The sequence below is a fragment of the Rhodospirillales bacterium genome (assembly GCA_018666775.1).
GTDB lineage: Bacteria > Pseudomonadota > Alphaproteobacteria > SMXQ01 > SMXQ01 > JABIXC01.
The window spans coordinates 394,911-419,272 of sequence record JABIXC010000007.1; the positions used below are offsets into that span (position 1 = coordinate 394,911).

The 24,362-nt window shown below is 53.9% G+C and carries 19 protein-coding genes and 1 tRNA gene; 4 read left to right on the top strand and 16 right to left on the bottom strand.

Annotation, left to right across the window (positions count from 1 at the left end; all coding sequences use genetic code 11):
* Positions 1-47: 47 nt before the first annotated feature.
* Entirely contained in the window at positions 48-1,136 is a 1,089-nt protein-coding gene (locus tag HOJ08_04095) for a pyridoxal-phosphate dependent enzyme (protein ID MBT5672620.1), read from the top strand.
* Between the two features lie 24 nt (positions 1,137-1,160).
* Here HOJ08_04095 and HOJ08_04100 read toward each other — a convergent pair whose 3' ends face one another.
* The 3 genes from HOJ08_04100 to HOJ08_04110 all read right to left on the bottom strand — a co-directional run bounded on the left by HOJ08_04100 (position 1,161) and on the right by HOJ08_04110 (position 4,179).
* Positions 1,161-2,879 (bottom strand): FAD-binding protein, encoded by a 1,719-nt coding sequence (locus HOJ08_04100; GenBank protein ID MBT5672621.1) that lies wholly within the window; start codon positions 2,877-2,879, stop codon positions 1,161-1,163.
* Positions 2,880-2,892: 13 nt separating this feature from the next.
* A complete protein-coding gene (locus tag HOJ08_04105) occupies positions 2,893-3,966 on the bottom strand; it encodes a TauD/TfdA family dioxygenase (GenBank protein MBT5672622.1) in 1,074 nt (357 codons plus the stop codon).
* A gap of 66 nt (positions 3,967-4,032) precedes the next feature.
* Positions 4,033-4,179: a hypothetical protein gene (locus HOJ08_04110; GenBank protein ID MBT5672623.1), complete on the bottom strand. Its 147-nt coding sequence runs from the start codon at positions 4,177-4,179 to the stop codon at positions 4,033-4,035.
* A gap of 64 nt (positions 4,180-4,243) precedes the next feature.
* On the opposite strand from HOJ08_04110, the gene HOJ08_04115 reads away from it, so the two are divergent.
* Positions 4,244-5,437: an MFS transporter gene (locus HOJ08_04115; protein MBT5672624.1), complete on the top strand. Its 1,194-nt coding sequence runs from the start codon at positions 4,244-4,246 to the stop codon at positions 5,435-5,437.
* Between the two features lie 301 nt (positions 5,438-5,738).
* Here the strand turns inward: HOJ08_04115 and HOJ08_04120 are convergent.
* A tRNA-Ser gene (locus HOJ08_04120) sits at positions 5,739-5,828 on the bottom strand.
* Positions 5,829-6,053: 225 nt separating this feature from the next.
* Here HOJ08_04120 and HOJ08_04125 point away from each other — a divergent pair.
* Positions 6,054-6,368, top strand: coding sequence for a hypothetical protein (locus HOJ08_04125; protein ID MBT5672625.1), 315 nt, complete (start codon positions 6,054-6,056; stop codon positions 6,366-6,368).
* Positions 6,369-6,371: 3 nt separating this feature from the next.
* On the opposite strand, the gene lepA is transcribed toward HOJ08_04125, so the two are convergent.
* The 9 genes from lepA to HOJ08_04170 form a co-directional block, all read right to left on the bottom strand.
* Entirely contained in the window at positions 6,372-8,174 is a 1,803-nt protein-coding gene (lepA, locus tag HOJ08_04130) for an elongation factor 4 (protein MBT5672626.1), read from the bottom strand.
* A gap of 48 nt (positions 8,175-8,222) precedes the next feature.
* On the bottom strand, positions 8,223-10,637 hold the full coding sequence (locus tag HOJ08_04135; protein ID MBT5672627.1) for a phenylalanine--tRNA ligase subunit beta: 2,415 nt from the start codon (positions 10,635-10,637) through the stop codon (positions 8,223-8,225).
* Positions 10,634-11,731, bottom strand: coding sequence for a phenylalanine--tRNA ligase subunit alpha (gene pheS, locus HOJ08_04140; GenBank protein MBT5672628.1), 1,098 nt, complete (start codon positions 11,729-11,731; stop codon positions 10,634-10,636). The genes HOJ08_04135 and pheS overlap by 4 nt, the downstream gene beginning before the upstream one ends.
* A 116-nt stretch (positions 11,732-11,847) precedes the next feature.
* The gene (gene rplT / locus HOJ08_04145) at positions 11,848-12,213 is read right to left on the bottom strand and encodes a 50S ribosomal protein L20 (protein ID MBT5672629.1); all 366 of its coding nucleotides are present in this window, start codon (positions 12,211-12,213) and stop codon (positions 11,848-11,850) included.
* Positions 12,214-12,237: 24 nt separating this feature from the next.
* Positions 12,238-12,435 (bottom strand): 50S ribosomal protein L35, encoded by a 198-nt coding sequence (gene rpmI, locus HOJ08_04150; GenBank protein ID MBT5672630.1) that lies wholly within the window; start codon positions 12,433-12,435, stop codon positions 12,238-12,240.
* A 268-nt stretch (positions 12,436-12,703) separates the two neighbouring features.
* A complete protein-coding gene (locus HOJ08_04155) occupies positions 12,704-13,240 on the bottom strand; it encodes a translation initiation factor IF-3 (protein ID MBT5672631.1) in 537 nt (178 codons plus the stop codon).
* Positions 13,241-13,359: 119 nt separating this feature from the next.
* Positions 13,360-15,294, bottom strand: coding sequence for a threonine--tRNA ligase (thrS, locus tag HOJ08_04160; protein ID MBT5672632.1), 1,935 nt, complete (start codon positions 15,292-15,294; stop codon positions 13,360-13,362).
* A 112-nt stretch (positions 15,295-15,406) separates the two neighbouring features.
* Entirely contained in the window at positions 15,407-16,396 is a 990-nt protein-coding gene (locus HOJ08_04165) for a glycosyltransferase family 9 protein (GenBank protein MBT5672633.1), read from the bottom strand.
* Positions 16,397-16,404: 8 nt separating this feature from the next.
* Entirely contained in the window at positions 16,405-17,640 is a 1,236-nt protein-coding gene (locus HOJ08_04170; protein ID MBT5672634.1) for a glycosyltransferase family 4 protein, read from the bottom strand.
* 159 nt (positions 17,641-17,799) lie between these two features.
* Here HOJ08_04170 and HOJ08_04175 point away from each other — a divergent pair, with 159 nt between their 5' ends.
* Positions 17,800-18,495, top strand: coding sequence for an alpha/beta hydrolase (locus HOJ08_04175; protein MBT5672635.1), 696 nt, complete (start codon positions 17,800-17,802; stop codon positions 18,493-18,495).
* Positions 18,496-18,502: 7 nt separating this feature from the next.
* On the opposite strand, the gene HOJ08_04180 is transcribed toward HOJ08_04175, so the two are convergent.
* From HOJ08_04180 to gltB, 3 genes are all read right to left on the bottom strand, one after another.
* On the bottom strand, positions 18,503-19,015 hold the full coding sequence (locus tag HOJ08_04180) for a hypothetical protein (protein ID MBT5672636.1): 513 nt from the start codon (positions 19,013-19,015) through the stop codon (positions 18,503-18,505).
* A 28-nt stretch (positions 19,016-19,043) separates the two neighbouring features.
* Positions 19,044-19,712 (bottom strand): glutathione S-transferase family protein, encoded by a 669-nt coding sequence (locus HOJ08_04185; GenBank protein ID MBT5672637.1) that lies wholly within the window; start codon positions 19,710-19,712, stop codon positions 19,044-19,046.
* An 81-nt stretch (positions 19,713-19,793) separates the two neighbouring features.
* Complete coding sequence (gene gltB / locus HOJ08_04190) at positions 19,794-24,359, bottom strand: glutamate synthase large subunit (GenBank protein ID MBT5672638.1); 4,566 nt, start codon at positions 24,357-24,359, stop codon at positions 19,794-19,796.
* Positions 24,360-24,362 lie beyond the last annotated feature (3 nt).

Sequence of the window (24,362 nt, forward strand, 5' to 3'; positions counted from 1 at the left end):
ACCGCATTCATGCGGTTTGGTTTGATAATAATATCAAGGGGAACACCATGGCTTCAAAAGATACCGGCAGAACAACAGACGGTTTAGGGCGTCTGTATGACAGCGTTCTGGACACCATCGGCAACACGCCCTGTATCCGTATCAACAATCTGGCACCGGACCATGTCCGGCTTTACGTCAAAGCTGAATTTTTCAACCCCGCCGCTTCGGTCAAGGATCGTTTGGCCGTCAGCATCATCGAAGAAGCCGAACGCAGCGGTGCGCTTAAACCCGGCCAAACAGTGGTCGAGGCCACCAGCGGCAATACAGGCATTGGCCTTGCCATGGTTTGTGCCGCCACCGGACACCCGCTTGTGGTCACCATGGCCGACAGTTTTTCCATAGAACGCAGAAAGCTGATGCGCTTCATGGGTGCCAAGGTGGTGTTGACGCCCCGTGCTGAAAAAGGTCTTGGGATGGTTATGAAGGCCAAGGAACTGGCCGATGCCAATGGCTGGTTTCTTGCCAGTCAATTTGAAACCGAGGCCAATGCAAAAATCCATCAAAATACCACAGGCCGTGAAATTCTTGCGGATTTCGACGGGGATCGGCTGGACTATTGGGTGACGGGTTATGGCACCGGCGGCACGTTAACCGGTGTTGCCCGCGCCCTTCGCGACAAACGCCCTGATACCAAAATCATTCTCAGCGAACCTGCCAATGCATCATTGATCACCAGCGGTGTGCCCCAAGAACGCAATGAGGATGGTTCCCCTGCGGTCAGTCATTCCGCGTTCGAACCCCACCCCATTCAGGGCTGGACGCCTGATTTTATTCCGCTCGTCCTTCAAGAATCCATCGATCAATCTTTTTACGATGACATCATACCGATCCCGGGACCTGCTGGCATAGAATGGTCACAAAAGCTGGCACGACACGAAGGCATTGTGACGGGAATCTCTGGCGGGGCATCCTTTGCCGTGGCCATGCAGGTTGCCGTAAAAGCCGACCCTGATTCCGTCATCCTCTGCATGTTGCCCGATACCGGAGAGCGCTATATGTCAACGCCGCTGTTCGAAACAATAGAGCCGGAAATGACCGAGGATGAAAAGGCGCTGTCGGCTTCAACGCCGGGATACCAAATGCCCACAGATTGAGCAGACGGTTAGAGCGGCGCCCGATTATTTTGTTTCGGCCAAAATAGTTGCGGCGATCTTTTCGCCGATCATCAGGGTTGGGATATTGGTGTTTGCACAAGGCACCATGGGCATGATGGAGGCATCACAGACCCGCAAACCTTCCACCCCATACACCCGCCCCGATGGATCGGTCACGGCACCGGGGTCATCAACGGCCCCCATGCGATTGGTAGAACACGCATGCCAATGGCCCAGAACCGTGGAACGGATCCACTGTTCAATAACCAGATCATCGTCCATCAGGTCTTGCAGGCTTGGCCCATCGGCGATCATATTTTTAATGATCCAGCGCCTGAGCGGTGCGACCGCATCCATGGCCGTGGCCCCGGCCCAGGTCTGAAATGCATTCCAGCGGCTGTAAACTGCCAATTTTCGCGCATGATCGGAATAACTGATGGGGAACACCTGTTCCACCACATCCTGAACCTCATGATGGGCCTGAAGCTTCAAGACAAGTTTGACCCCTGCCACCAATCGCTTCATATCCCGGTCATCGGAAACCATATCAAAATCCACAATGGGATGATCATCCACATCCGCTGTCTTTAAACGAACTTCGCCGGTTGAAAATGATTTATTGACCCACACCATGATCACGCCAAGACGCGCCCCGATGGCATGCCAGGCCACCTTGTTTGTGGGGATGATATACATGTCCCCTGCCGGGCACCCCTCCAGCTTTGATGACCAGCGCAGCCCTGCGAACATCTGGCGGCGCAGGGTTTCTGGCAAGCGCGCATCGGGTTTCATGAAACAGCCCATATTGACGCCGGGATGTTCCATCAGGTGCTGGCCAACGCCCGCACGATCGGCCACAACATCAATGCCCAGTGCCGATAAATCTGCCGCCGGGCCAATGCCTGATCGCATCAACAAGGCAGGCGAATGAATGGCCCCCATGGACACAATCACTTCACGGGCACGAATTTCAATCCGCGCGCCTTTATGGCGCGCGATAACCCCCACCACCTTGCGGCCTTCGAACAACAGGCGCTCAACGTGGGTTTCACCCTGAATGGTAAAATTCGGGCGCGCGCGCGCTTCACGGGTCAGATAGCCCATGGCCGCAGAAACCCTGCGTTCATCCAAATTGGCATAGGCGACGGGGAAATAACCGTCACCAAAGGCCGCATTTTGGTCTTCGATATTAGACCAACCGGAATCGTCAATTGCGTTAATCACGGCGCGGCTGAACCCCGGCCAGGTATCGGGCATAAACCGCCGAAGATGGATTGGCCCATCTGACCCATGAAGCGGGCCACTGAAATCATGATCGGTTTCAAGCTTTTTGAAATAGGGCAGCACGCCGTCCCAATCCCAGCCCTTGGCACCGCGCGCGGCCCAGTCTTCATAATCGCTGGGCAGGCCCCGGTTGGATGCCATGCCATTGACCGATGAACCGCCGCCAATCACCCGGCCCTGGGTATACCGCCTGCGCGGGCGGCCATCGGGGGCATTGCCCGGGCGGGGCAGAAATGCCGCACTTAAACCCGTCCATGTAAAACGCGGGTTGCTGTGTGCCGTACCGGCGAAGGTATCGAGAATTTCAGAGGGTTCATCGCCGGGGGAAAAATCTTCGCCCGCCTCTAACAAAACCACCTGATTGGAGGCCCGCTCACTTAGCCGTGCCGCCAGCACACAGCCTGCAGAGCCGCCGCCCACAATGAGGTAATCAATATCTTTGCGTATCTCTAAACTCATCTGGATCAAACGGTCAGGCGGCCTCTACATCCAAAGGTGCAGATGCTGCAACCCCATCCAGTTCAACCCCGGCACCAAACAGGCCTTCACGCATGTAGCCCGGCAAGGTGCGGCCTTCTGGATCGCGCAGCCACAGGCGCATCAGGTGGCGCTTGCGTTCCGGTTCCGGGAAATCTTCAAAGGATCTGCGCGAATGCAACAAGACATGATTGTGAAGCAGTTGAATATCACCAGCCTGAAACAATATATCGGTGGCGCATTCTTCTACGGTGGCACGATAGAGCTCGATGGCTTCTTTTTGGGCCGGGGTAAAATCAGGAACGCCCGGTAGGCCCTGGGCCTTGATGACATAAGAAGACAACCCACGGGCAGAGAAAACACCCTGTTCAAACATGAAAATAGGCTGCGTGAAATAGGGTAATTCATCGGCTGAATTGGTTTGTTGATGTTTGGTCCAGTGCCAATCGTTGCACAATTCACGGACCAGATCGGGGCGTTGTTCAAGAATGCGATTATACAGCGTGATTGAGCTGGCAACCCGGCTTTCGCCGCCGCTTTTGCCCTGTTTCAAGCAAAGCAACCCGACATAATCACTGTGATCGGCATGAAATTTCATTTCGGCCTTGGTCAGGTACCCTCGGGTATTGGGATCAGAATAATCCCCACCCAGATCCTTAACGTGACCCAACACATGGCCCTGTGCATTTTGGCGCAAGGGATGGCCAAGATGGGTGCCAATCCCGAAATAGGCCATGGCCGATGCCTCAACCCCCATGGCATCAACGGGCAATCCCCGCAGCATGACAAGGCCGCGCCCATCCAGCAATTCATGGCGGATGTCTTTTAAAGTCTCGGCAAATGCGCCCGCTTGAAAATCGCCGTGCTTCATATCAACGATGCCTTTGCCGCCTGCGCGTATGGCTTCGACGCCTGCGGTCAGATCGCCAATATCCTGATCAGACAGATGGTAAATCCAGTCCTCGTTGCTGGTCAGGTCTTCGGGGTTCCAGCCCGCAGGATCGACAATCGGTTCCCCGACCACTGCGGGTTCGCGGCGGGCGGTTTTAAACGTGCGGAAATCATTCATAATATGGCCTTCATCTAAAGAGCGGTGATTTCTGTGGTTTCGATGATTGCTGTGATTATAAGCTAACTAAGTAAATTCTGATAGGCCAACGGGCATTATCAACGCGAAAAAGGGTTCGCTGATCGCAAAAAATGCGCTAAAAATGCGCAACTTTTTAAAAACCAGGGCGATATTCCCGCCTTTATTCATCCAATTCTCCTTATTTTCTGCCATTTTTCCCTGAATGTTCTGCTTGGGGGGCATATAAGGGGTGTTTATCTGGGACGATTTGAGACCGATGCAAACTGATCATAAAAATGTCCTCGTTCTTGGCACCTGCCAGATGCTGGCCGGCACAGGCCGGGGCCTGTTTATGGTGACCTCCCCTGCTGTCGCACTGGGGATTGCCCCGCATTTGGCACTGGCCACCCTGCCCACTGCGCTGATCGTGATCGGCACTGCCATTGGTGCCATGCCGGCATCGTTGTTCATGCGCCGGGTTGGTCGAAAAACCGGTTTCATCTGTGGCACCACAATTGCCACCCTCAGTGGTGCCGCATGCGTCGCTGCCGTCATCTTGGAAAATTTCTATCTCTTGGCCCTTGGCGGTTTTCTGTATGGGATATTTGCCAGTTTTGCCCAACTCTATCGGTTCGCCGTGGCCGATGTGGCATCTGAACATTTCCGCGCCAAAGCCATTTCGCTGGTGCTGGCCGGTGGCGTGTTTGCCGGCCTTGCCGGACCTAATCTTGCGAATTGGGGAAAGGGGCTGATTGATAATCATCTGTTCGCCGGATCGTTCCTGTTCACCATTGTGGCCGGTCTGCTGGCAGCGGTTATCTTGCTGTTTCTCAGCATCCCTAACCTGACCAAGGCACAACGCGATGGCCCCCAGCGTCCCTTGATCGAAATTATGAAGCAGCCGGTGTTTATCACGGCTGCGGTTTCCGCAACGGTCGCCCAATGCGTGATGAACTTTCTGATGACGGCGACACCCATCGCCATGATTGCCCAATCGGGCCACAGCTTTGGGTCTGTCGCCTTCGTCATTTCTTCGCATACCGTGGCCATGTACGCGCCCGGATTTTTCACAGGGTCGCTGGTCAAACGATTTGGCGAGATCAAGATGATTGCGGCTGGCCTGACCCTTGAGGCGGGCTGCATCGTTATTGCGCTGTCGGGCATTGCTGTTTTCGATTTCTGGCTCTCAATGGTTTTCCTTGGGCTTGGCTGGAATTTTACCTACACCGCCGCGACCAGCCTGATGACCACCGCCTATACCCCGGCCGAGCGCGCAAAAACCCAAGGCATGATGAACCAGATTGTCTACACCGTAGTGGCAATCGGTTCATTATCGTCCGGCGCGTTCATTCATTTCTTCGGCTGGAACTGGGTCAACATCGGCGCCATGCCCTTGCTTGTCATCGCCGCCATCGTGACAATTTGGTTTGATTCCACAAAACGGAAACCAGCGCTCGCCGGGGGGCAATGATGGGCAAAATCCCTCTGCGCACCTGGTGTTTAAAACTTTAAAGCTTGAAGGCGGACTTTGTCCTTGGCCGCGCTACCGCTGTTTGGTGCCAAGGTTACAACTACTTTGTAATGAAGGTAGGCCTCTTTTATTTTCCCAAGCTGTGCCATAATCTCTGCCAGAAAAATGAGCATTGGCATCTGAAGGGGCATGTTTCAAACCCTCTTTAAACTTGCTTGATGCAATTTTGTGCCCCATTTTGTAGCCCATTATAAATATCCCACCAAAAACATAACGTTTTCAATGGGATATTTTATAATAATGGCGGAGAGAGAGGGATTCGAACCCTCGAGACGGTTGCCCGCCTACACGCTTTCCAAGCGTGCGCCTTCAGCCACTCGGCCACCTCTCCGTTGCGGCAAACTTATAGCCCGGATGCTAACCAATTCCTACCATTCGTAGAAAAAAACCGCCAAAATCTGCAGATAAAGTGCGAATTGCGCTTAAGGATTCAATTTTTCTCAAAAACAGGGTGTTGCGATTAATTTACATACGGCGTTAAGGTTGCCCCCACGTACCGGCTTTTGGACATTTACTGACTGACAAGCCCCAAGCTGGACGTGATCGGGGGGGGGAAATGATCGGCCGAAGTATCGGAGCTTTGCTTCTGTTTGCAGCCCTTGGCGCTGCTGGATATGAGATTTTTATGTGGGTCGCCAGTGGCGCCCATGAGATCGTCTCTGCGGGCGGATTATGGTATTTGATCCACCGCTCCAGCCTGAATGCAGCCCAGGCCATCACCCAACGATACCTGTTTCCATGGCTGTGGGACCCGGCCATCGCCTGGGTCTTGGTGCAACCCGCATGGGCGGTGTTAGGCCTGCCCGGATTGGCACTGGCGGCTATCTGTCGCCCGGCACGCAAGGTGCGCGGCATTTTCAGGAAACACTAAATATCAGGTGTCACCAGATTTAAGGGCTGCAATAAAAGCGGTCTGAGGAATTTCTACATTGCCGATAGACCGCATGCGTTTCTTGCCCGCTTTTTGCTTGTCCAACAATTTGCGCTTGCGCGAAATATCGCCGCCATAACATTTTGCGGTCACGTCCTTGCGCATGGCAGCCAGGGTTTCGCGCGCAATCACCTTGCCGCCAATGGCCGCCTGAAGGGCCACTTTGAACAACTGGCGCGGGATCAGGTCTTTCAGGCGCGAGCACAAATGCCGCCCCCGGCTTTCCGCCTGTGACCGATGCACCACCATGGACAGCGCATCCAACGGATCGCCATTGACCAGAATGGCAAGCTTCACCAGATCACTTTCCCGGTACCCATCCAACTGATAATCGAAACTGGCATAGCCCCGCGACACCGATTTCAGGCGGTCGTAAAAATCATAGACCACCTCATTTAAGGGCAAGAGATAAATCACCATGGCCCGGTCCCCGGCATAGGTCAGTTCCACCTGTTCGCCCCGGCGTTCCTGACACAAAGACAACACCGCCCCAAGGTAGTCATCGGGCACCAAAATGGTAGCCCGGATCCAGGGTTCATCCATGGATGCAATATGCACCGGGTCTGGCATGTCGGCGGGATTGTGCAGTTCTTTGGTGGTGCCGTTATTGTGGTGGACGGCATAAACCACGCTGGGTGCCGTGGTAATGAGATCGAGGTTAAATTCGCGCTCCAGCCTTTCCTGAATAATTTCCAGATGCAAAAGGCCCAAAAACCCGCAGCGAAATCCCAGCCCAAGGGCGGCTGAGGTTTCCGCCTGAAATTCAAAACTGGCGTCGTTCAAAGCCAGTTTACCCATGGATTCGCGCAGCTTTCCGAAATCATCGGCATCAACCGGGAACATCCCGCAGAACACCACCGGTTGGCTTGGCTTAAAGCCTGCAAGCGCCGTTTCACAGGGGCGGCGTTCTTCGGTGATGGTATCGCCCACCTGGCAATCTTGAATGGTTTTGATCGAAGCTGCGATATAGCCGACCGAGCCCGGCCCCAATTGATCTACCTTCAACGGTTTTGGCGTAAACACGCCGACCTCGTCAATTGTATGGAGGGCACCGGTGCCCAGCATCTCAATCTTCATGCCCTTTGTGATCACGCCATCACGAACGCGCACCAGAACGACAACGCCCAGATATGAATCGTACCACGAATCCACCAGCATCGCCTTTAAGGGGGACGCCTCATCCCCCGTAGGTGCGGGCAAGCGGGAAACCATGGCTTCAAGCACTTCTTCGATGCCCTGTCCGGTTTTGGCAGACACCGAAATAGCATCTGAGGCATCAAGGCCAATCACATCTTCAATTTCGGAACGGATGCGTTCGGGTTCTGCCGCTGGCAGGTCGATCTTGTTCAGCACAGGCACTATTTCATGACCCGCATCAATGGCAAGATAGGCATTGGCAAGGGTCTGTGCCTCAACACCCTGGCTTGCATCGACCACCAAAAGCGACCCTTCGCATGCCGCCAATGACCGCGACACTTCATAGGTGAAATCCACATGCCCCGGGGTATCCATGAGGTTCAGCTCATAGATTTCACCATTCTTTGCGGTGTACATCAGCCGAACGGTTTGGGCCTTGATGGTGATGCCGCGTTCGCGTTCAATTTCCATTGAATCAAGGACTTGTTCCCGCTCTTCGCGCGCGGTTAATCCACCACAGGTGCCAATCAACCGATCCGCCAGGGTCGATTTGCCATGATCAATATGGGCAATGATCGCAAAATTGCGGATATGGGAAAGCTCAGTCATGAAAAATTCTGGCCTTCACGCCGGTTACTGGAAAATCATTCAAAAAAATCATCCCCGAAGCGTCGCACCGGTGGCCTTTGCCACCGCGGCGACAATCTTTTTCGATACCGCATCAATGTCGGCATCGGTCAGGGTTGCCTTAACCGGCTGCAAGGTTACCTCGACTGCCAGCGATTGACTGCCTTCGGGAACGCCTTCACCGGTATAGACATCAAATATTCGTGCCCCTGAAATCAGGGCCTTATCAGCCGAGCGAACGGCCCGCAATACATCCTGGGCAGAAACATCCGTGCTGGTCAGAAAAGCAAAATCGCGTTTCACGGCCTGAAGGGATGACAGATCAAGGCGTCCACGCGCCTTTCCAGATTTAGACCGGCTTTCGGGAATGGCATTCAGCATCACTTCAAATCCGGCAACCGGGCCTGCGATATCCATCGCTGCCAAAACGCCCGGATGGAGTTCCCCAAACGTTGCCAGAATATTTTTTGGCCCCATTTGAAGTGTCCCGGAACGGCCCGGATGATACCAATCAGGCGCAATAGCCACCACCTGAAGGGCAGCAATGTTTACCCCACATTCGGCCAAAATTGCTTCTGCATCTGCCCGTGCATCAAACGCATCCACGGCGCGTGGTTGTCTTGCCCAATGACGCGGACCGGTTTGGCCGGCACGCACGCCGCCCGCAATCAAGGCCTGGCCTTCGGGCGTGGCATTGGCATAGGACGGGCCGACTTCGAACAAACCAATGTCGCCAAAACCTCTGTCCGCATTGCGCCCAACTGCGGCCAAAAGGGCCGGCAGAATAGAAGGCCGCATATCGGTCAGTTCCGATGATATGGGGTTTTGTAATTTTAATTCAGCCGATCCGCCGCCAAACAATTTGGCATGGTCTTCGGCAATAAAGGAATAGGTGACGGCCTCATTCATCCCGCGAGCAGCCAGGGCGCGGCGGGAAAAACCAGAGCGGCGCTGGGTCGGGGTTTCCAAAGACCGCGATAACGTCCCAAGCTTTGGCAACGCCACGGCGGGGATGGTGTCATAGCCTTCGATGCGCAACACTTCTTCGACCAGATCGGCCGAACAGGTAACATCCGGCCGCCAGCTGGGGATTGTAATCTGCAATCCGCCCGTGGCTTTTTTGGCATCAAACCCAAGGGCGCTCAGAATTTCGCTGATGCGGGTTTCCGGCAATTCTATGCCGCCACGCCGATGCACTTCGGACGCTGCAAAAACCAGCGTTGAACTGGTATCTGCGGATTTTCCTGCCTCAACCACGTCGCCTGCTTCTCCACCGCAAAGATCAAGGATCAATTGCGTTGCAGCCTCAATGCCCGGAAGCGTCGATGCGGGATCAACGCCGCGTTCAAACCGGTACCTCGCATCGGATTCAATGCCCAACCTGCGCCCGGTCATTGCGGTTCGAATAGGATCAAAGCTGGCCGCTTCCAAAACCACATTGGTGGTGGTCTCGGTACAACCAGTGGAAATGCCCCCCATGATCCCACCAAGGCTTAAAACACCATCATCATCGGCAATCACACAGGCACCGTCTTCCACGTCATAGGTTACCCCATCAAGGGCAGCCAATTTTTCACCTTTTTTGGACAAGCGCACGGTGAGGTTCCCGGCAATGGTATCTTGATCAAACACATGCAGCGGCCGACCCCGGTCCATGGTGAAATAATTGGTGATATCCACCAACACCGATATCGGGCGAAGGCCGACCGCAATCAATTTTTCCTTCAGCCAATCGGGGCTTTCCCCGTTTTTAACGCCCCGGATCACCCGCCCCACAAAATGCGGACAGGCGTTTGATGCATCATCTGGAAAATCTATTGTAATCCCAATAATGTCTTTTACGGTGCCTTTTACGGTTGCTGGCATCATTGGTTTCAAGCTGCCCAACCCAGCGGCCGCCAGATCGCGGGCAATCCCGTAGACGCCCAGACAATCGCCCCGGTTGGGGGTGATGGCAATTTCAATAACGGTGTCCGTCAGGCCAAGCGCCTCTGCCGCAGGTGCGCCAAGGACGGCATCATCGGACAATTCGATAATGCCATCATGATCATCACTGAGCTCCAGCTCGGCGGCTGAACACATCATGCCGGTGGATTCGACCCCTCGGATTTTGACCTTTCGCAAGGTCATGTCAGAACCCGGCACATAAACGCCAACCCCCGCAAACACACCTTTCAGGCCGGCGCGGGCATTGGGTGCGCCACAAACCACCTGAACCAGCTCACCATCATCGGCACCGGTATTCACGGTGCAAACCTGAAGTTTATCGGCATCGGGATGGGGATCTGCGGTGACAATTTCGCCAACGGTGAAGTCGCTCAAATTTTCTGCGCGGTCGGTGATGCTCTCAACCTCAAGGCCAAGAGCGGTGAGGGCCACAGAAATTTCATCCAAACTTGCGGTAGTATCAAGATGTTCTTTAAGCCAACCAACGGTGAACTTCATCGTGCCAACCCCCTGACAAGACTGGGTTGGTCAAGAGATGCAAAACCAAAATGGCGCAGCCAGCGCAGATCAGATTCATAAAAGGTGCGCAGATCAGGGATGCCGTATTTCAACATGGCAATGCGTTCCACGCCCATACCAAAGGCAAAGCCCTGCCATTCATCGGCATCCAGACCGCAATTTTTCAAGACATTGGGGTGGACCATGCCGGCCCCTAGAATTTCAAGCCAGTCGTCTCCGGCACCAATGCGCAATTCACCATTGGCGCGCGAACAGCCAATGTCCACTTCACAGCTGGGTTCGGTGAAGGGAAAATAACTGGGCCGAAAGCGAAGGGGCAAATCATCCACTTCGAAATAGGCGCGGCAGAAATCTTCCAGACACCCTTTCAGGTGCCCCATATGGGTGCGCTTATCAATGACCAGCCCTTCGATCTGGTGGAACATGGGCGTGTGGGTCATGTCAGAATCACAGCGATAGGTCCTACCCATGGCAATGATGCGGTGCGGTGCGGGCGTGCGCATCATGGTGCGAATTTGCACCGGCGATGTATGGGTGCGCAAAACGCGTCCCGGGCCACCGGCATCAGCAGTGCCATCTTGTTCTGCTGGCGGCAAATAGAACGTGTCGTGCATTTGGCGTGCGGGATGATCTTCGGGAATGTTCAGGGCTGTGAAATTATGGAAATCGTCTTCCAGATCCGGGCCTTCTGCCACTGAAAAACCCATTTCCCCAAAAATGGCCATCAATTCATCCATGGTTTGGCTGACAGGATGGATGGTGCCCCGGCTTTCGGGGGCGGCACTTAACGTAACGTCGATGCGCTCTGCCTGCAGCCTTTGATCAAGGTCTTGAGCACTTAAGGCCGCTTTGCGATCTTCGACGGCATCGGCCACTTCTGTTTTCAGGGCATTGAGCGCCTGGCCTGCAGCTTTGCGGGCATCGCCATCAAGGGAGCCTAAGCCCTTCATGGCATCGGTGATGGAACCCTTGCGGCCAAGGGCGGCCACGCGCACGTCTTCAAGCGCATCCAAATCCTGGGCGTCACTAACGGCTTTAAGAATGTCCTGTTTCAGGCGGGCTTCATCGGCCATGGCTGGGAACACGCCTCCTTCGGCATTAACGGATTATGGCTTGCTCAGTTACATATAACAAAAGGGGCTGTTCACACAGCCCCTTTTGGATTTTCTGCCATCATTGGGGCGGTTCGTTACGCTGCCTTTGCAAGGGCGGCGCGAGCCTGATCAACGATGGTGGTAAAGGCTGCCGGGTCACGGGCCGCGATATCGGCCAGAACCTTACGATCAATCTCAATGCCAGCACGGCTGATGCCGTTCATAAGCTGGGAATAGGTCAGACCATTCAAACGGGCACCTGCATTAATGCGGCGGATCCACAATGAACGGAATTCACGCTTGCGCGCTTTGCGGTCACGATAGGCATATTGCAGCCCTTTTTCGACACGCTGGATAGCTGTGCGAAAGCAATTATTGGCACGGCCACGATAACCAGCGGCCATATCCGTAATTTTTTTATGCCGAGCGTGCGTTGTCACGCCTCTCTTTACACGAGCCATTCTTTTAATCCTTAAATTCGGCCCCTACAGATAGGGCAAAAATTTCCTGACAATTACTGCATCAGACTTAGCCAGAACAAATGAACCGCGTGAGGTGCGCTTCATCTTCTGCGTCCGTTTGCGCAGGTTGTGCCGCTTGAAGGCAAAATGACCCATCACCTTACCGGTGCCGGTGACTTTAAAGCGCTTCTTGGCGCCGCTTTTTGACTTCAATTTAGGCATATCTTCAATTCCCTGCGTCACCCCAAGGGGGCAAATATACAACAAAGGGGCCGACAACACACCGACCCGAGCGCATGCTTATAAAGGGCTGCGCCATAGAATGCAAGCGGTTGGCACCGATTTTAGCAACATATTCACGGGCATTTTTGGAGACCTGTCTGCTGGCCAAAAAGCCTGATCCGGGCGCCCCCCCGTATTAAACACGGGTTTGGCTAAATTCCGGGATATTTTCGACAAAAATGCTGCAAAATGGGTGTCGAGGCCGGGATTACCTGGCCGCAATCACCATGACCATCTGGCGGCCTTCCATTTTAGGCATGGATTCAACCTTGGCTTTTTCAGCCAAAGCTTCACGCACCCGGGTCAGGACCTTGATGCCCAGATCTTGGTGCAGGAATTCACGCCCCCGGAAGCGAATGGTCACCTTGACCTTGTCGCCTTCGTCCAGAAACTTATTAATGGCCCGCATTTTCACATCGTAATCATGCTGTTCAATGCCGGGACGCATCTTGATTTCTTTAACGTCAATGGTCTTTTGCTTTTTGCGTGCCTCGTTGGCCTTTTTCTGGGCCTGGTACTTGAACTTGCCATAATCGAGGATTTTGCAGACGGGCGGATCAGCGTTGGGGGAAATTTCCACCAGATCAAGGCCCACATCTGCGGCCCGGTCCAAGGCGTCATTGATGGCCATGACGCCAAGCATTTCGCCGTCTTCACCAACAACGCGCACGTTATCAGAAACAATATTTTCGTTTACACGGGGCCCGCCGCGTTGGGGGGGCCCTGAAAAGGATGGTCTGGCTATGGATCGTGCTCCAACAGTTGTTAATTACGTTAGGCTTGCGCCCACAAAAAGCCGCCTGAATTGCCGGTTTTATCAATTCCGACAATCCACAAGTTTCGTTTATAGATATGAACGGATGATTACCTGCCAGCAGTTTCTATAACAGGGGCTTTGGCCTCGTCGCGCAGTGTATCGCGGGCGTCGTCAAGCGCAAGCACTTCTTGAGCCTTGGATCCCAGCCTGCGGACCGCCACAGTGCGGTTTTCGGCCTCTCGCTTCCCAATCGCAAGGATGACAGGTACCTTGGCATGGGAATGTTCCCGGACTTTGTAGCCAATTTTTTCATTGGAAACATCAAGAAAACAGCGCATGCCAGCCTTTGACAGCGTGTCAAAGACCTCTAGGGCATAGTCATCGCCATCCGATGTGATAGTGGCAATGGCCACTTGAACCGGTGCCAGCCACAACGGAAAGGCGCCTGCATGTTCTTCGATTAAAATGCCAATAAACCGCTCCAGAGAACCCAAAATGGCCCGATGCAGCATAACCGGGCGGTGACGCGCACCGTCTTCGCCCACATATGACGCATCCAATCGTTCTGGCAACACGAAATCCACCTGCAAGGTGCCGCATTGCCAATCGCGGCCAATGGCATCGCGGAGCACAAATTCAAGCTTTGGTCCGTAAAAAGCACCCTCCCCTGCGTTCAGGGTCGTTTCAAGGCCTGCTGCATCCACCGCTTCGCGAAGGGCGCCTTCGGCCTTGTCCCAGACGGAATCTTCGCCGGCACGGACTTCGGGACGGTCTGAAAATTTCACCACCACGTCGGTGAAGCCAAAATCGCGATAAACGCTCAGCAGCAAATCACAGAAAGATTTGGTTTCCGATGTGATCTGATCTTCGGTACAAAAAATATGGGCATCATCCTGGGTAAAGGCACGCACCCGCATCAACCCGTGCAAGGCACCGGAGGGTTCATTGCGATGACACGATCCAAATTCGGCCATGCGCAAGGGCAGGTCGCGATAGCTTTTGATGCCTTGGCGAAAAATCTGAACATGGCAGGGACAATTCATGGGCTTTAGGGCCAGAACACGTTCTTCAGATTCCGCCGTAAACATATGTTCGCGAAATTTTTCCCAATGCCCCGATGCTTCCCACAATCCCCGATCCACCAAGGTTGGGGTTTTAACCTCAACATAATTTTCGGCTTCAAGGCGTTCGCGAATATAGCTTTCCACGGTGCGATACAGTTGCCAACCTTTGGGGTGCCAGAAAATAGACCCCATGGCTTCTTCTTGCATGTGGAACAGGCCCATGGAACGGCCAAGGCGGCGGTGATCCCGGCGTTCTGCCTCTTCCAGACGATGCAGATAAGCATCCAGCGCTTTTTTATCGCCCCAGGCAGTGCCATAAATCCGTTGCAGCATTTCATTGTTCGAATCGCCGCGCCAATAGGCACCAGCCAGTTTCATCAGCTTGAATGCCTGGCCCAGCTTACCCGTTGATGGCAGATGTGGCCCCCGGCAAAGATCGACAAAATCACCTTGGCGATAAAGGGTGACGTCTTCTTCTAGTGGCAGGCCCTCAATGATTTCTGCCTTGTAATGTTCGCCCGCATTCTTGAAAAACTCGATGGCTTCATTGCGGTCCATCACTTCGCGGGAAATCACCTCGTCGCGCTTGACGATATCGGCCATGCGCGCCTCTATCTTTTCCAGATCATCGGGTGTGAAAGGATCGGCGCGGGAAAAATCATAATAAAAGCCGTTTTCGATTGCAGGCCCGATGGTGACCTGAACATCGGGATACAGTTCCTTCACCGCTTCGGCCATCACATGGGCCGCATCGTGGCGCAGCAGGTCCAGGGCGTCATCGCTTTTTGCCGTGACAATTTCCACCGTGCAATCGCCATCAAAGGGTCTGGAAAGATCCCACAAGGCGCCATCCACCCGAACAGCCAAGGCCGCCTTGGCAAGGCCCGGTCCGATATCGGCGGCCAAAACCGCGCCCGATGATCCTTGTGCCAGATCCCTGGTCGATCCGTCTGGAAGTGTGATGGTGATGTCAGTCATAGGGTCTCATAATCCGTCTGGGTTATTTTCGGGCGAGAGTACTTTGGTTAACGGTTCTGTCAAGCATGACAAAATACTTACTTGTTTGTCGTCGTTCTCGGTTAAAGGCCCCTTAACGCAACACCATTGTGTCGCGGACCACATCCACCGATAGATCAGACAAAGGATCGGCACGAAGCGCGCTTACCGTTTCCCCTGGGCTTTCATTCCCCGGAATTCGGCCCGGCCCTTCATTGGGGCCTCTGGGCCGGTTCATTTCAGGGTTTGACGTGCCAGAATACAAAACCAAACACGGACAGCCCATTGGTGCGATCAGATGCATTGGGCCGGTATCATTGCCAACCGCCCCTGCCGCATCCCGGGCCAACGCCATAACCTCCATAATGGGGGAATCCCCACACAGGTTAAGGGCATTGTCACAAGCATTGGCAATTTCAGCGCAGGCGTCTGCTTCGTTCGACGTGCCAATCACCACAGGCCGGAAGCCATCGGCTTCCAGTTGCACCGCCAGCGCCGCGTAGTTACCGGCAGGCCAGCGCTTTTGCGGATGATCCTTTGATCCCCCCGGAACCAAAAGCACATAAGGCGTTTTGTTTTCAACAAGATGATGTCTGGAAACATCCGCCTTAACCCATGAAAAATCCAACGGGGGATAATCTTCGATGGGAATACCAGCGATTGCCAATTGATCCGCTTGGCGTTCCAGCGTGTGTTTTGTGGTGCGGTCCGCACGATCATGACGGTGGGAACACCCCCGCACAATGCCCGACCATTCAGGGCGGAGTCTTGCAAAAGGCCAGCCTAAAAGACGGAAATAAAACCCGGTCCTATCCGCTGTCTGAAGATCATAAATGCGATCAAACTGCCCACCCAGAAGCCTTTTTTGAAGCGCGCGGAACTGAGAAACCTGAAAAATTCCGGGCCGGTCATCGCACCAGACATCATCGAACAAACCAAAAGCCTTGGCCATCGGTGCAAGTGAGGGGATGGTCAACACGCTCAGGTGCGCGTGCTTATGATGGGATCGGATCGCCGTCATGGCACGGTAGCTCAGGATAAAATCTCCGAGCGCCCCTAGCTTAATAATCAGTATCCGTTCCATAATTTTGCTCAGACAACCGTGCCTTCCGGGGCATCTTCATCCCATAGCAATTCGCTATAGACGCCCAGGGTCTGCGCACACATTCTATCGTTGGTAAAATTTTCCCGGATTGTATTCATCGCTTCTGTGGCCAGACGATGGCGTGCGCCGGCATTCAATGAAAGGGCCGCATGCAGCGCACCTGCAAGGGCTTCGGAATTTCCCGGCGTGTACAGCCAGCCGGTTTTTTTGTCGTTCACAATTTCCAGCGCGCCCCCATGGGCCGGGCCAACCACGGGCCTGCCCATGGCAAGTGCCTCAGCCAGAACACGGCCAAACGCTTCGGGTTTCGATGCCGCCGACACCACAACATCGGACAACATATAAGCCGCAGGCAGATCACGGGAATAATCAACAAACCGCAACAGGTCTTCGACCCCATGGGCACGGGCCGAATTTTCCAGCGTCGCGGTATAATCCTTGCTGGCCGTATCAACCCCCACCATGACACACAGCACATCGCGTCTGCCAAGGCGGGCCAGTGCTTCGATCACAATTTCATGACCCTTCCAGCGGGCGAACCTTCCCGGCATCAAGATCACCTGGCGGTCATCTGGCAATTGCCAACGCGTGGAAAGCTGGATCATCCGTTCCTGGGTCACATTTTCAGGATTAAACAGGCCAACATCAACGCCGCGATGAATCATGCGGATATATTCACGGCCAAGCCGATAATGATCCTGAATGTGGCGGGCAATAAATTCTGAAATGGCAATGACCCGCTCTCCCCGGGTCATCACAGCATTGTACAACCGCTTTGCCACGCCATTGGCACCATAGGTGCCGTGAAAGGTGGTGATAAAATGAATGCCCGCCTTTTTGGCAGCCAATTCCGCAGTCCAGGCCGGGGCGCGGGATCGGGCATGGATGATATTGGCGCCATACTCTTTGATGACACGCTGCAACCGACCAATGTTTCTGAACATAACCATGGGGTTCTTGGAATGGACCGGCAAGGTAACATGGGGAATATCGTGGCGTTCCAGCTCTCGCGCCATGGCACCGCCTGCCGATACAATCACCGCACCCCAGCCCGCTTTTTTCAATGCAATGGCAACATCAATGGTGCCGCGCTCTACCCCGCCCGCCTCCAGACGCGGGAGAACTTGCAGTACCACAGGCGCACGGGTTTCCGAGGCCGGTGTTTCGGTGCTAGATTCCGGACTGGATGCCGGGGGTAGGTCTGTTTTTGTGGGTTTAGCCATAGAGTCCCGGTTATCGCTGATGACAGGGTAGAAATGCAAGAAAATCAAGAAAACATCAAGATATTAGCACGCGAGCATGGGCCGTCCATCGCCTATGCACAAACCCCCGGTGCGACCGGGGCGACCGGAGCAAAAAGCACACAAGATGCACCGGGACTGGTGTTCCTTGGCGGCTTCATGTCGGACATGACCGGCACCAAGGCGATATGGCTTGAAAATTTTGCAAAATCCAAAGGCTTTGCCTTTTTGCGGTTTGACTATTCTGGCCACGGCCAGTCTGGGGGCAATTTTGAAGACGGCACCATTGGAAGCTGGCTGGAAGATGTTTTGCATGTTCTGGATCATCTGACATCCGGGCCACAACTGTTAATCGGTTCTTCCATGGGCGGGTGGCTGGCACTGTTGGCAACCCTTCAACGCCCCGAACACATTTGCGGTCTGGTCGGGCTGGCCGCAGCACCGGATTTCACCGAAGATCTGGTCCACAATGAATTAACCCCAAAGCAACGCGAAACCATGATGCGCGATGGCGTAGTCTATCAACCGTCTGATTATGGTGATCAACCCTACGCTTTTACTCGCGATTTGGTTGAAGACGGCCGACGACACCTTCTTTTAACGGCCCCCATCAAACTTGAGTGTCCAGTGCACCTGCTTCATGGCTACAACGATACCGATGTCCCATGGCAACGATCCCTGACGCTTTTAGCCCAACTTCAGGCGGGCCAGATGGCGCCAGCCGACATCAAGGCCACCTTGATCCCGGACGCAGACCATCGATTGGCCAGAGACGTTGATCTTGACCGGATTGGGGAAACGGTGATGGATGTCTTAAACGCCGTAAAGCCAGACTGATTTTAGCTTAAGGGTGTTCGTTGTCTGGCCGGTTGAGATGTTCGCGGGCGAATGCCTCCCAATCCCCATCAGGGCTGTCACAGATTGCCACCTTATCGGCTTCTTCCAGACTTTTGGGTGCGATGCGCATAGAAATGCCGCCGCCCCGCCATAAATCTCGCCAGCCCTGTTCAGAACCAAATGACATCTCCAGAACCCGAACACGCAGCTTTTTCAAAACCCATTTCGGCAGGATCAACAAACATGCGAACAAGCCCGCCGCCAACAATGAAAACCCTGCCGCCATGCCCGATGTCAGAATCGTGTACAAAGACAAAAACACCACCAGCCCTACTGGGCCCCAGTTTTCATAGGCATTAAACACCGGAGACCCCGGCCTGTTCAGGACGGCCAATTTGGTGCCGAAATGTACCCAGCCCAACAAATAGGCGCGATAGAGCAATTCGTGGGGGGTTTCATCCCCGGTGCGAGGCCCCAATTCGTCAAGAGGCAGGGGATCGGGATTGGTATTTTTTTTCATGGTGATGGGAAATCCGTAGCTAAGTTACTCAAAAATCAAGGTTGGCATAATGCTTTGGCGGTGGCATGCCGGGAATATGGTCGGCCAATAAAGACCGAAAGGATGGCCGGGATTTTATTCGCGCATACCAGTCTTTCGCCGGTCCATATTGATCCCATGGCACATCGCCGATGTAATCAAGCGTCGAAAGATGAACGGCAGCGCATATATCTGCAAGGGAAAAGAAATCCCCCGCCAGCCAGTTGTGGCGATCCGTCAGCCAGGCAATATAATCAAGGTGCACCGGCAAATTGGCCTTTCCTGCCCGGATCGCTTCGGCCTGGGGGGCACCCAGACCCAAAAACCGCTTCATGACCTTTTCCCCGACCAGGTTTTGGCCAACTTCACGGTAAAATTTCATATCGAACCACGCCACAAGACGCCTGATTTCAGCGCGCCCATGGGCATCGGGGCCAAGCAAGGCAGGGTCGGGATAGCATTCTTCCAGATATTCGGTGATGACGCTGGAATCAGCCAGAACCGTTCCATCTTCTTCCACCAAAACCGGCACTTCGCCCGCCGGGTTAAGAGCCAGAAAATCTTTTCGACGTTCCCATATTTTTTCGGAGCACATTTCAAATTCAAGGCCCTTTTCGGCAAGCACAACCCGTACTTTGCGCGAAAATGGAGACAAAGGAAGATGATAAAGAAGCCGCATGGGTACAATTTAGAGCAAACGATGGCGTAAGCAAACAGGGTGAAACAGAAATCAGCCTGCAAGCCCCGAAAGCCCCAAAGCTTAAGCTCGCTCGGACCCTGTATCTTCTGATTCTTCCCTAACGGGATATTCCAGATGGTCCAGCATTTCACGAGGCACCACCTGCCAGAATTTAGACAGTTCACGGCCCCAGGCGTTGATCAACCGTTCGGCAAACCGCGACTGGGTATTGGCCACATGCATCTGGACCAACCGCTTCAAGCGTTTTTCCCAATAGGCCGTTTCCACCCGCTGCCAAACAAGGCTTTCGGGGTTCAGTTTTTGTTCAAACGACCCGTCGGCATCATAAACAAACGCCATACCCCCGGTCATGCCGGCACCAAAATTATCGCCGACAGAACCCAATATGACCGCCATGCCGCCGGTCATATATTCACAGCCATTGGACCCACACCCTTCAACCACCGCTTCGGCACCGGAATTGCGAACGCAGAACCGTTCCCCAGCTTGGCCGGCCGCAAACAAATAGCCCGCTGTGGCGCCATACAAAACGGTATTGCCAATAATGGTATTTTCATTGGATGTGATTGGACTGGATGCCAAAGGCCGCACAACAATGGTGCCGCCTGACAGGCCCTTTCCGGTGTAATCATTGGCATCACCAAAGACTTCCAGCTTCAACCCCTGAACTGCAAATGCGCCCAAGGACTGGCCCGCCGTTCCGCGCAGACGCACCGTCACCTGTCCGGGCTCCAACCCGTCCATGCCAAAGCGGCGTGTGATGGCCGAAGAAAGCTTGGCCCCAATGGCGCGCTGGGTATTGCGCACGTTATAGGCAAGCTGCATCTTTTCACCGCCATCGAGTGCGGGGGCTGCATCTTCGATCATTTCCGCATCCAGGGTTTCTGGAACCTCGTTGCGTTCATCACTGGCACAATAGCGCGGCAGATCGCCCGCATCGGCCTGAACCAAAAGCGGGTTAAGATCAAGATCGTCCAGATGTTCAGAACCCCGGCTGACCTGAGTCAAAAGATCGGTGCGGCCAATCACTTCTTGTAAGGATCGCACCCCAAGTGACGCCAGAATTTCACGCACTTCTTCGGCGATGAAGCTCATCAGGTTGACCACTTTTTCCGGGCTGCCTGTAAATTTATCGCGCAATTTCGGATTTTGGGTACAAACCCCCACAGGACATGTATTGGATTGGCATTGACGCACCATGATGCAGCCCATGGCCACAAGGGCCAATGTCCCAATGCCATATTCTTCGGCACCTAACATCGCGGCAATCACCACATCGCGGCCGGTTTTAAGCCCGCCATCGGTGCGCAGCTTTACCCGGTGGCGCAATTGATTAAGCGTCAAAACCTGGTTCACTTCGGCCAGCCCCATTTCCCAGGGCAGGCCAACATACTTGATAGAACTTTGCGGGCTAGCCCCGGTACCACCAGAATGACCAGAGACCAAAATGACATCGGCCTTGGCCTTGGCAACACCGGCTGCAATCGTGCCGATGCCCGATTGGGCCACCAGCTTGACGCAAACCTTGGCATCAGGATTGATCTGTTTCAGATCGTAAATAAGCTGGGCCAGATCTTCGATCGAATAAATATCGTGATGGGGCGGCGGTGAGATCAAGGTGATCCCCGGTGTCGAATGGCGTAGTCGCGCGATCATTTCTGATACTTTAATGCCGGGTAATTGTCCGCCTTCGCCGGGCTTTGCCCCTTGGGCAATCTTGATTTCCAGTTCACGGCAATTGTTCAGATATTCCGCTGTCACCCCAAACCGGCCCGATGCCACCTGTTTGATGGCACTGGAGGCGTTGTCGCCATTGGCCCGGGGTTTGTAGCGCGATGCATCTTCGCCGCCCTCACCGGAATCCGATTTGGCGCCAATCCGGTTCATGGCGATTGAAAGCGTTTCATGGGCTTCTGGGCTAAGCGCGCCAAGGGAAATTCCAGGGGCCACCAAACGCTTGCGAATATCTGTGATGGATTCCACTTCTTCCAGACTGATCGGTTTGCGATCATCCTTGAACCCCAAAAGGTCCCGAAGCGATACCGGCGCGCCGGAATGACAGCCATCGGAAAACCGTCGATAAATGGTGTAGGAATCTGTGCTCACAGCCGTCTGCAACGTATGGATCAGCTCGCCATGCAGGGCGTGGGCTTCACCGCTCTGGCGGAAACTGTAAAAGCCCCCGACGGGCAAAACCGGCGCAAATTCATTGTAGGCTGTGGCATGAAGGGTCACGACCTTGCGTTCTATCCCCGCAAGGCCAATGCCCGATATGCGCGATGTCATCCCGGGGAAAAATTCAGCAACCAATGCCCGTGAAAGCCCCACCGCTTCGAAATTGGCCCCGCCGCGATAACTGGACAACACAGAAATGCCCATTTTGGACATCACTTTTAAAATGCCTTGATTAACGGCCTGCTTGTATTGCGCGATACAATCTTCGGCTGCCAAATCGGGGAAAAGATTGTGGTCATGGCGCGCACGCAAACTTTCTTCGGCCAAATACGCATTGATGGTGGTCGCACCAACACCAATTAAAACGGCAAAATAATGAACATCCAGACATTCGCCACTGCGCACGTTCAGGGATGTAAAGGTTCGCAATTTTTGGCGCACCAAATGTGAATGCACAGCCCCCGTGGCCAAGATCATCGGAATGGCCACACGATCCGCACTGACGCCAATATCCGTCAGAACGACATGAATGGCCCCTTCGCGGACCCCGTTTTCGGCCTCTAGCTGGATGCGATCAAGGGCTTCGCGCAAGGCGCCATCCCCGCCACCGGCATCAAAGGTGCAATCGATTTCAACCGCGTCACCCCCCATATGCGTCCGCATGGCACTGAATTCAGCATTGCTTAAAACCGGGCTTTCAAGCTGCAAAAGCCGCGTTTGGGATTCATTTTCGTCCAAAATATTGCCAAGATTGCCAAGCCGGGTTTTCAGGCTCATCTGATAATTTTCACGCAGGCTATCGATGGGCGGATTGGTTACTTGAGAAAAGTTCTGGCGGAAGAAATGATGCAGCCCACGATAATGTTCCGACAAAACAGCCAGTGGCGTATCATCCCCCATTGAACCCAATGCTTCTTTTGAATCTTCGGCCATGGGCTGGAGGACCATTTCAAGGTCTTCCATGGTATAGCCAAAAGCACATTGATGACGGCGCAGTTCTTCGCGGTCATACATGGGAGAGGCAAGTTTCTGTTCCTTAAACAGGGAATTCAATTCAACAATATTTTTTGACCATTCTTCAAACGGCTGGCGCGAAGAAAGCATGTCCTTGATTTCATCATCGCGATAAAGCCGCCCTTCGACCAGATCAACGCCGATCATTTGACCCGGGCCGATGCGGCCTTTTTCAATCACATCGGTCTCAGGGATCATCACCATGCCGGCTTCAGAACCCACCACCAAAAGATTGTCGCGCGTCAGGGTATAACGCATGGGCCGAAGGCCATTGCGATCCATGCCCGCAATCACCCATTTGCCATCGGTGGCCGCCACGGCGGCAGGGCCATCCCAAGGTTCCATGACGCAATTACAATAGGAATAGAAGGCCTTATGCGCTTCATCCATGGTCTCTTTTTTGGACCATGAATCGGGAATCAAAAGGGATTTGGCCATGGGGGCAGTGCGCCCGCCCTGAACCATTAATTCGAACACCGCATCCAAGGCAGCTGAGTCTGAACTGTCGGGCTGAATGACCGGTTTGATATCGCTGACATGGTCCCCCAGAACATCTGACCTGATCCGGGTTTCATGGCTTTTCATCCAATTGACATTGCCCCGAAGCGTATTGATTTCGCCGTTATGGGCCAGCGTTCGGAACGGTTGTGCCAAACGCCAGTTTGGATAAGTGTTGGTAGAATAGCGCTGGTGGATAATGGCATAAGATGAAACAAACCGTTCATCCAGAAGATCGGGATAGAACTGATCCACCTGTTCGGCCAGAAACAATCCCTTGTAGATGATTGAACGGCACGAAAAAGAGCAAATATAAAAATCATTGATGTTTTCTGCCAGCACATGTTTTTCAATGCGTCGGCGAATAATATAGAGATCACTTTCAAATTGTTCCGCACTGGTGCCCGGTTTGGACGCAATCATGATCTGTTCAATTTCGGGCCGGGTGGCATTGGCTTTTTCACCGATAACCCCGACATTTACGGGGACCTGGCGCCATCCATAAATGGTGTAACCAAAATTCAGAATTTCACTTTCAACAATGGACCGGCACCGGTCCAGAAGATTGAAATCTGTGCGCGGCAAAAAAACCATGCCAACGCCAAGTCGGCTTGAACGCGGCTCATGGCCCGTGCGCGCAATATGTTCTTTGAAAAAGTCCTGCGCAATTTCCACATGAATACCAGCACCATCACCGGTCTTGCCGTCTGCATCCACCGCACCGCGATGCCATAACGCCTTCAGGGCGGCAATGCCGGCCTCTACGACTTCGCGCCGGGGCTTGCCATCAATGGCCGCGATAAGGCCAACGCCACAGGCATCGTGTTCTGATGCCGGATCATAGGCGTGGGCCTTTTCCAGCATGGCAGCGTTTTCACGCCACAACGAAACATTGGCTTCACCTGAATTCTGGGTCTGGTCTTTGTCATTTTTTTTCATGGT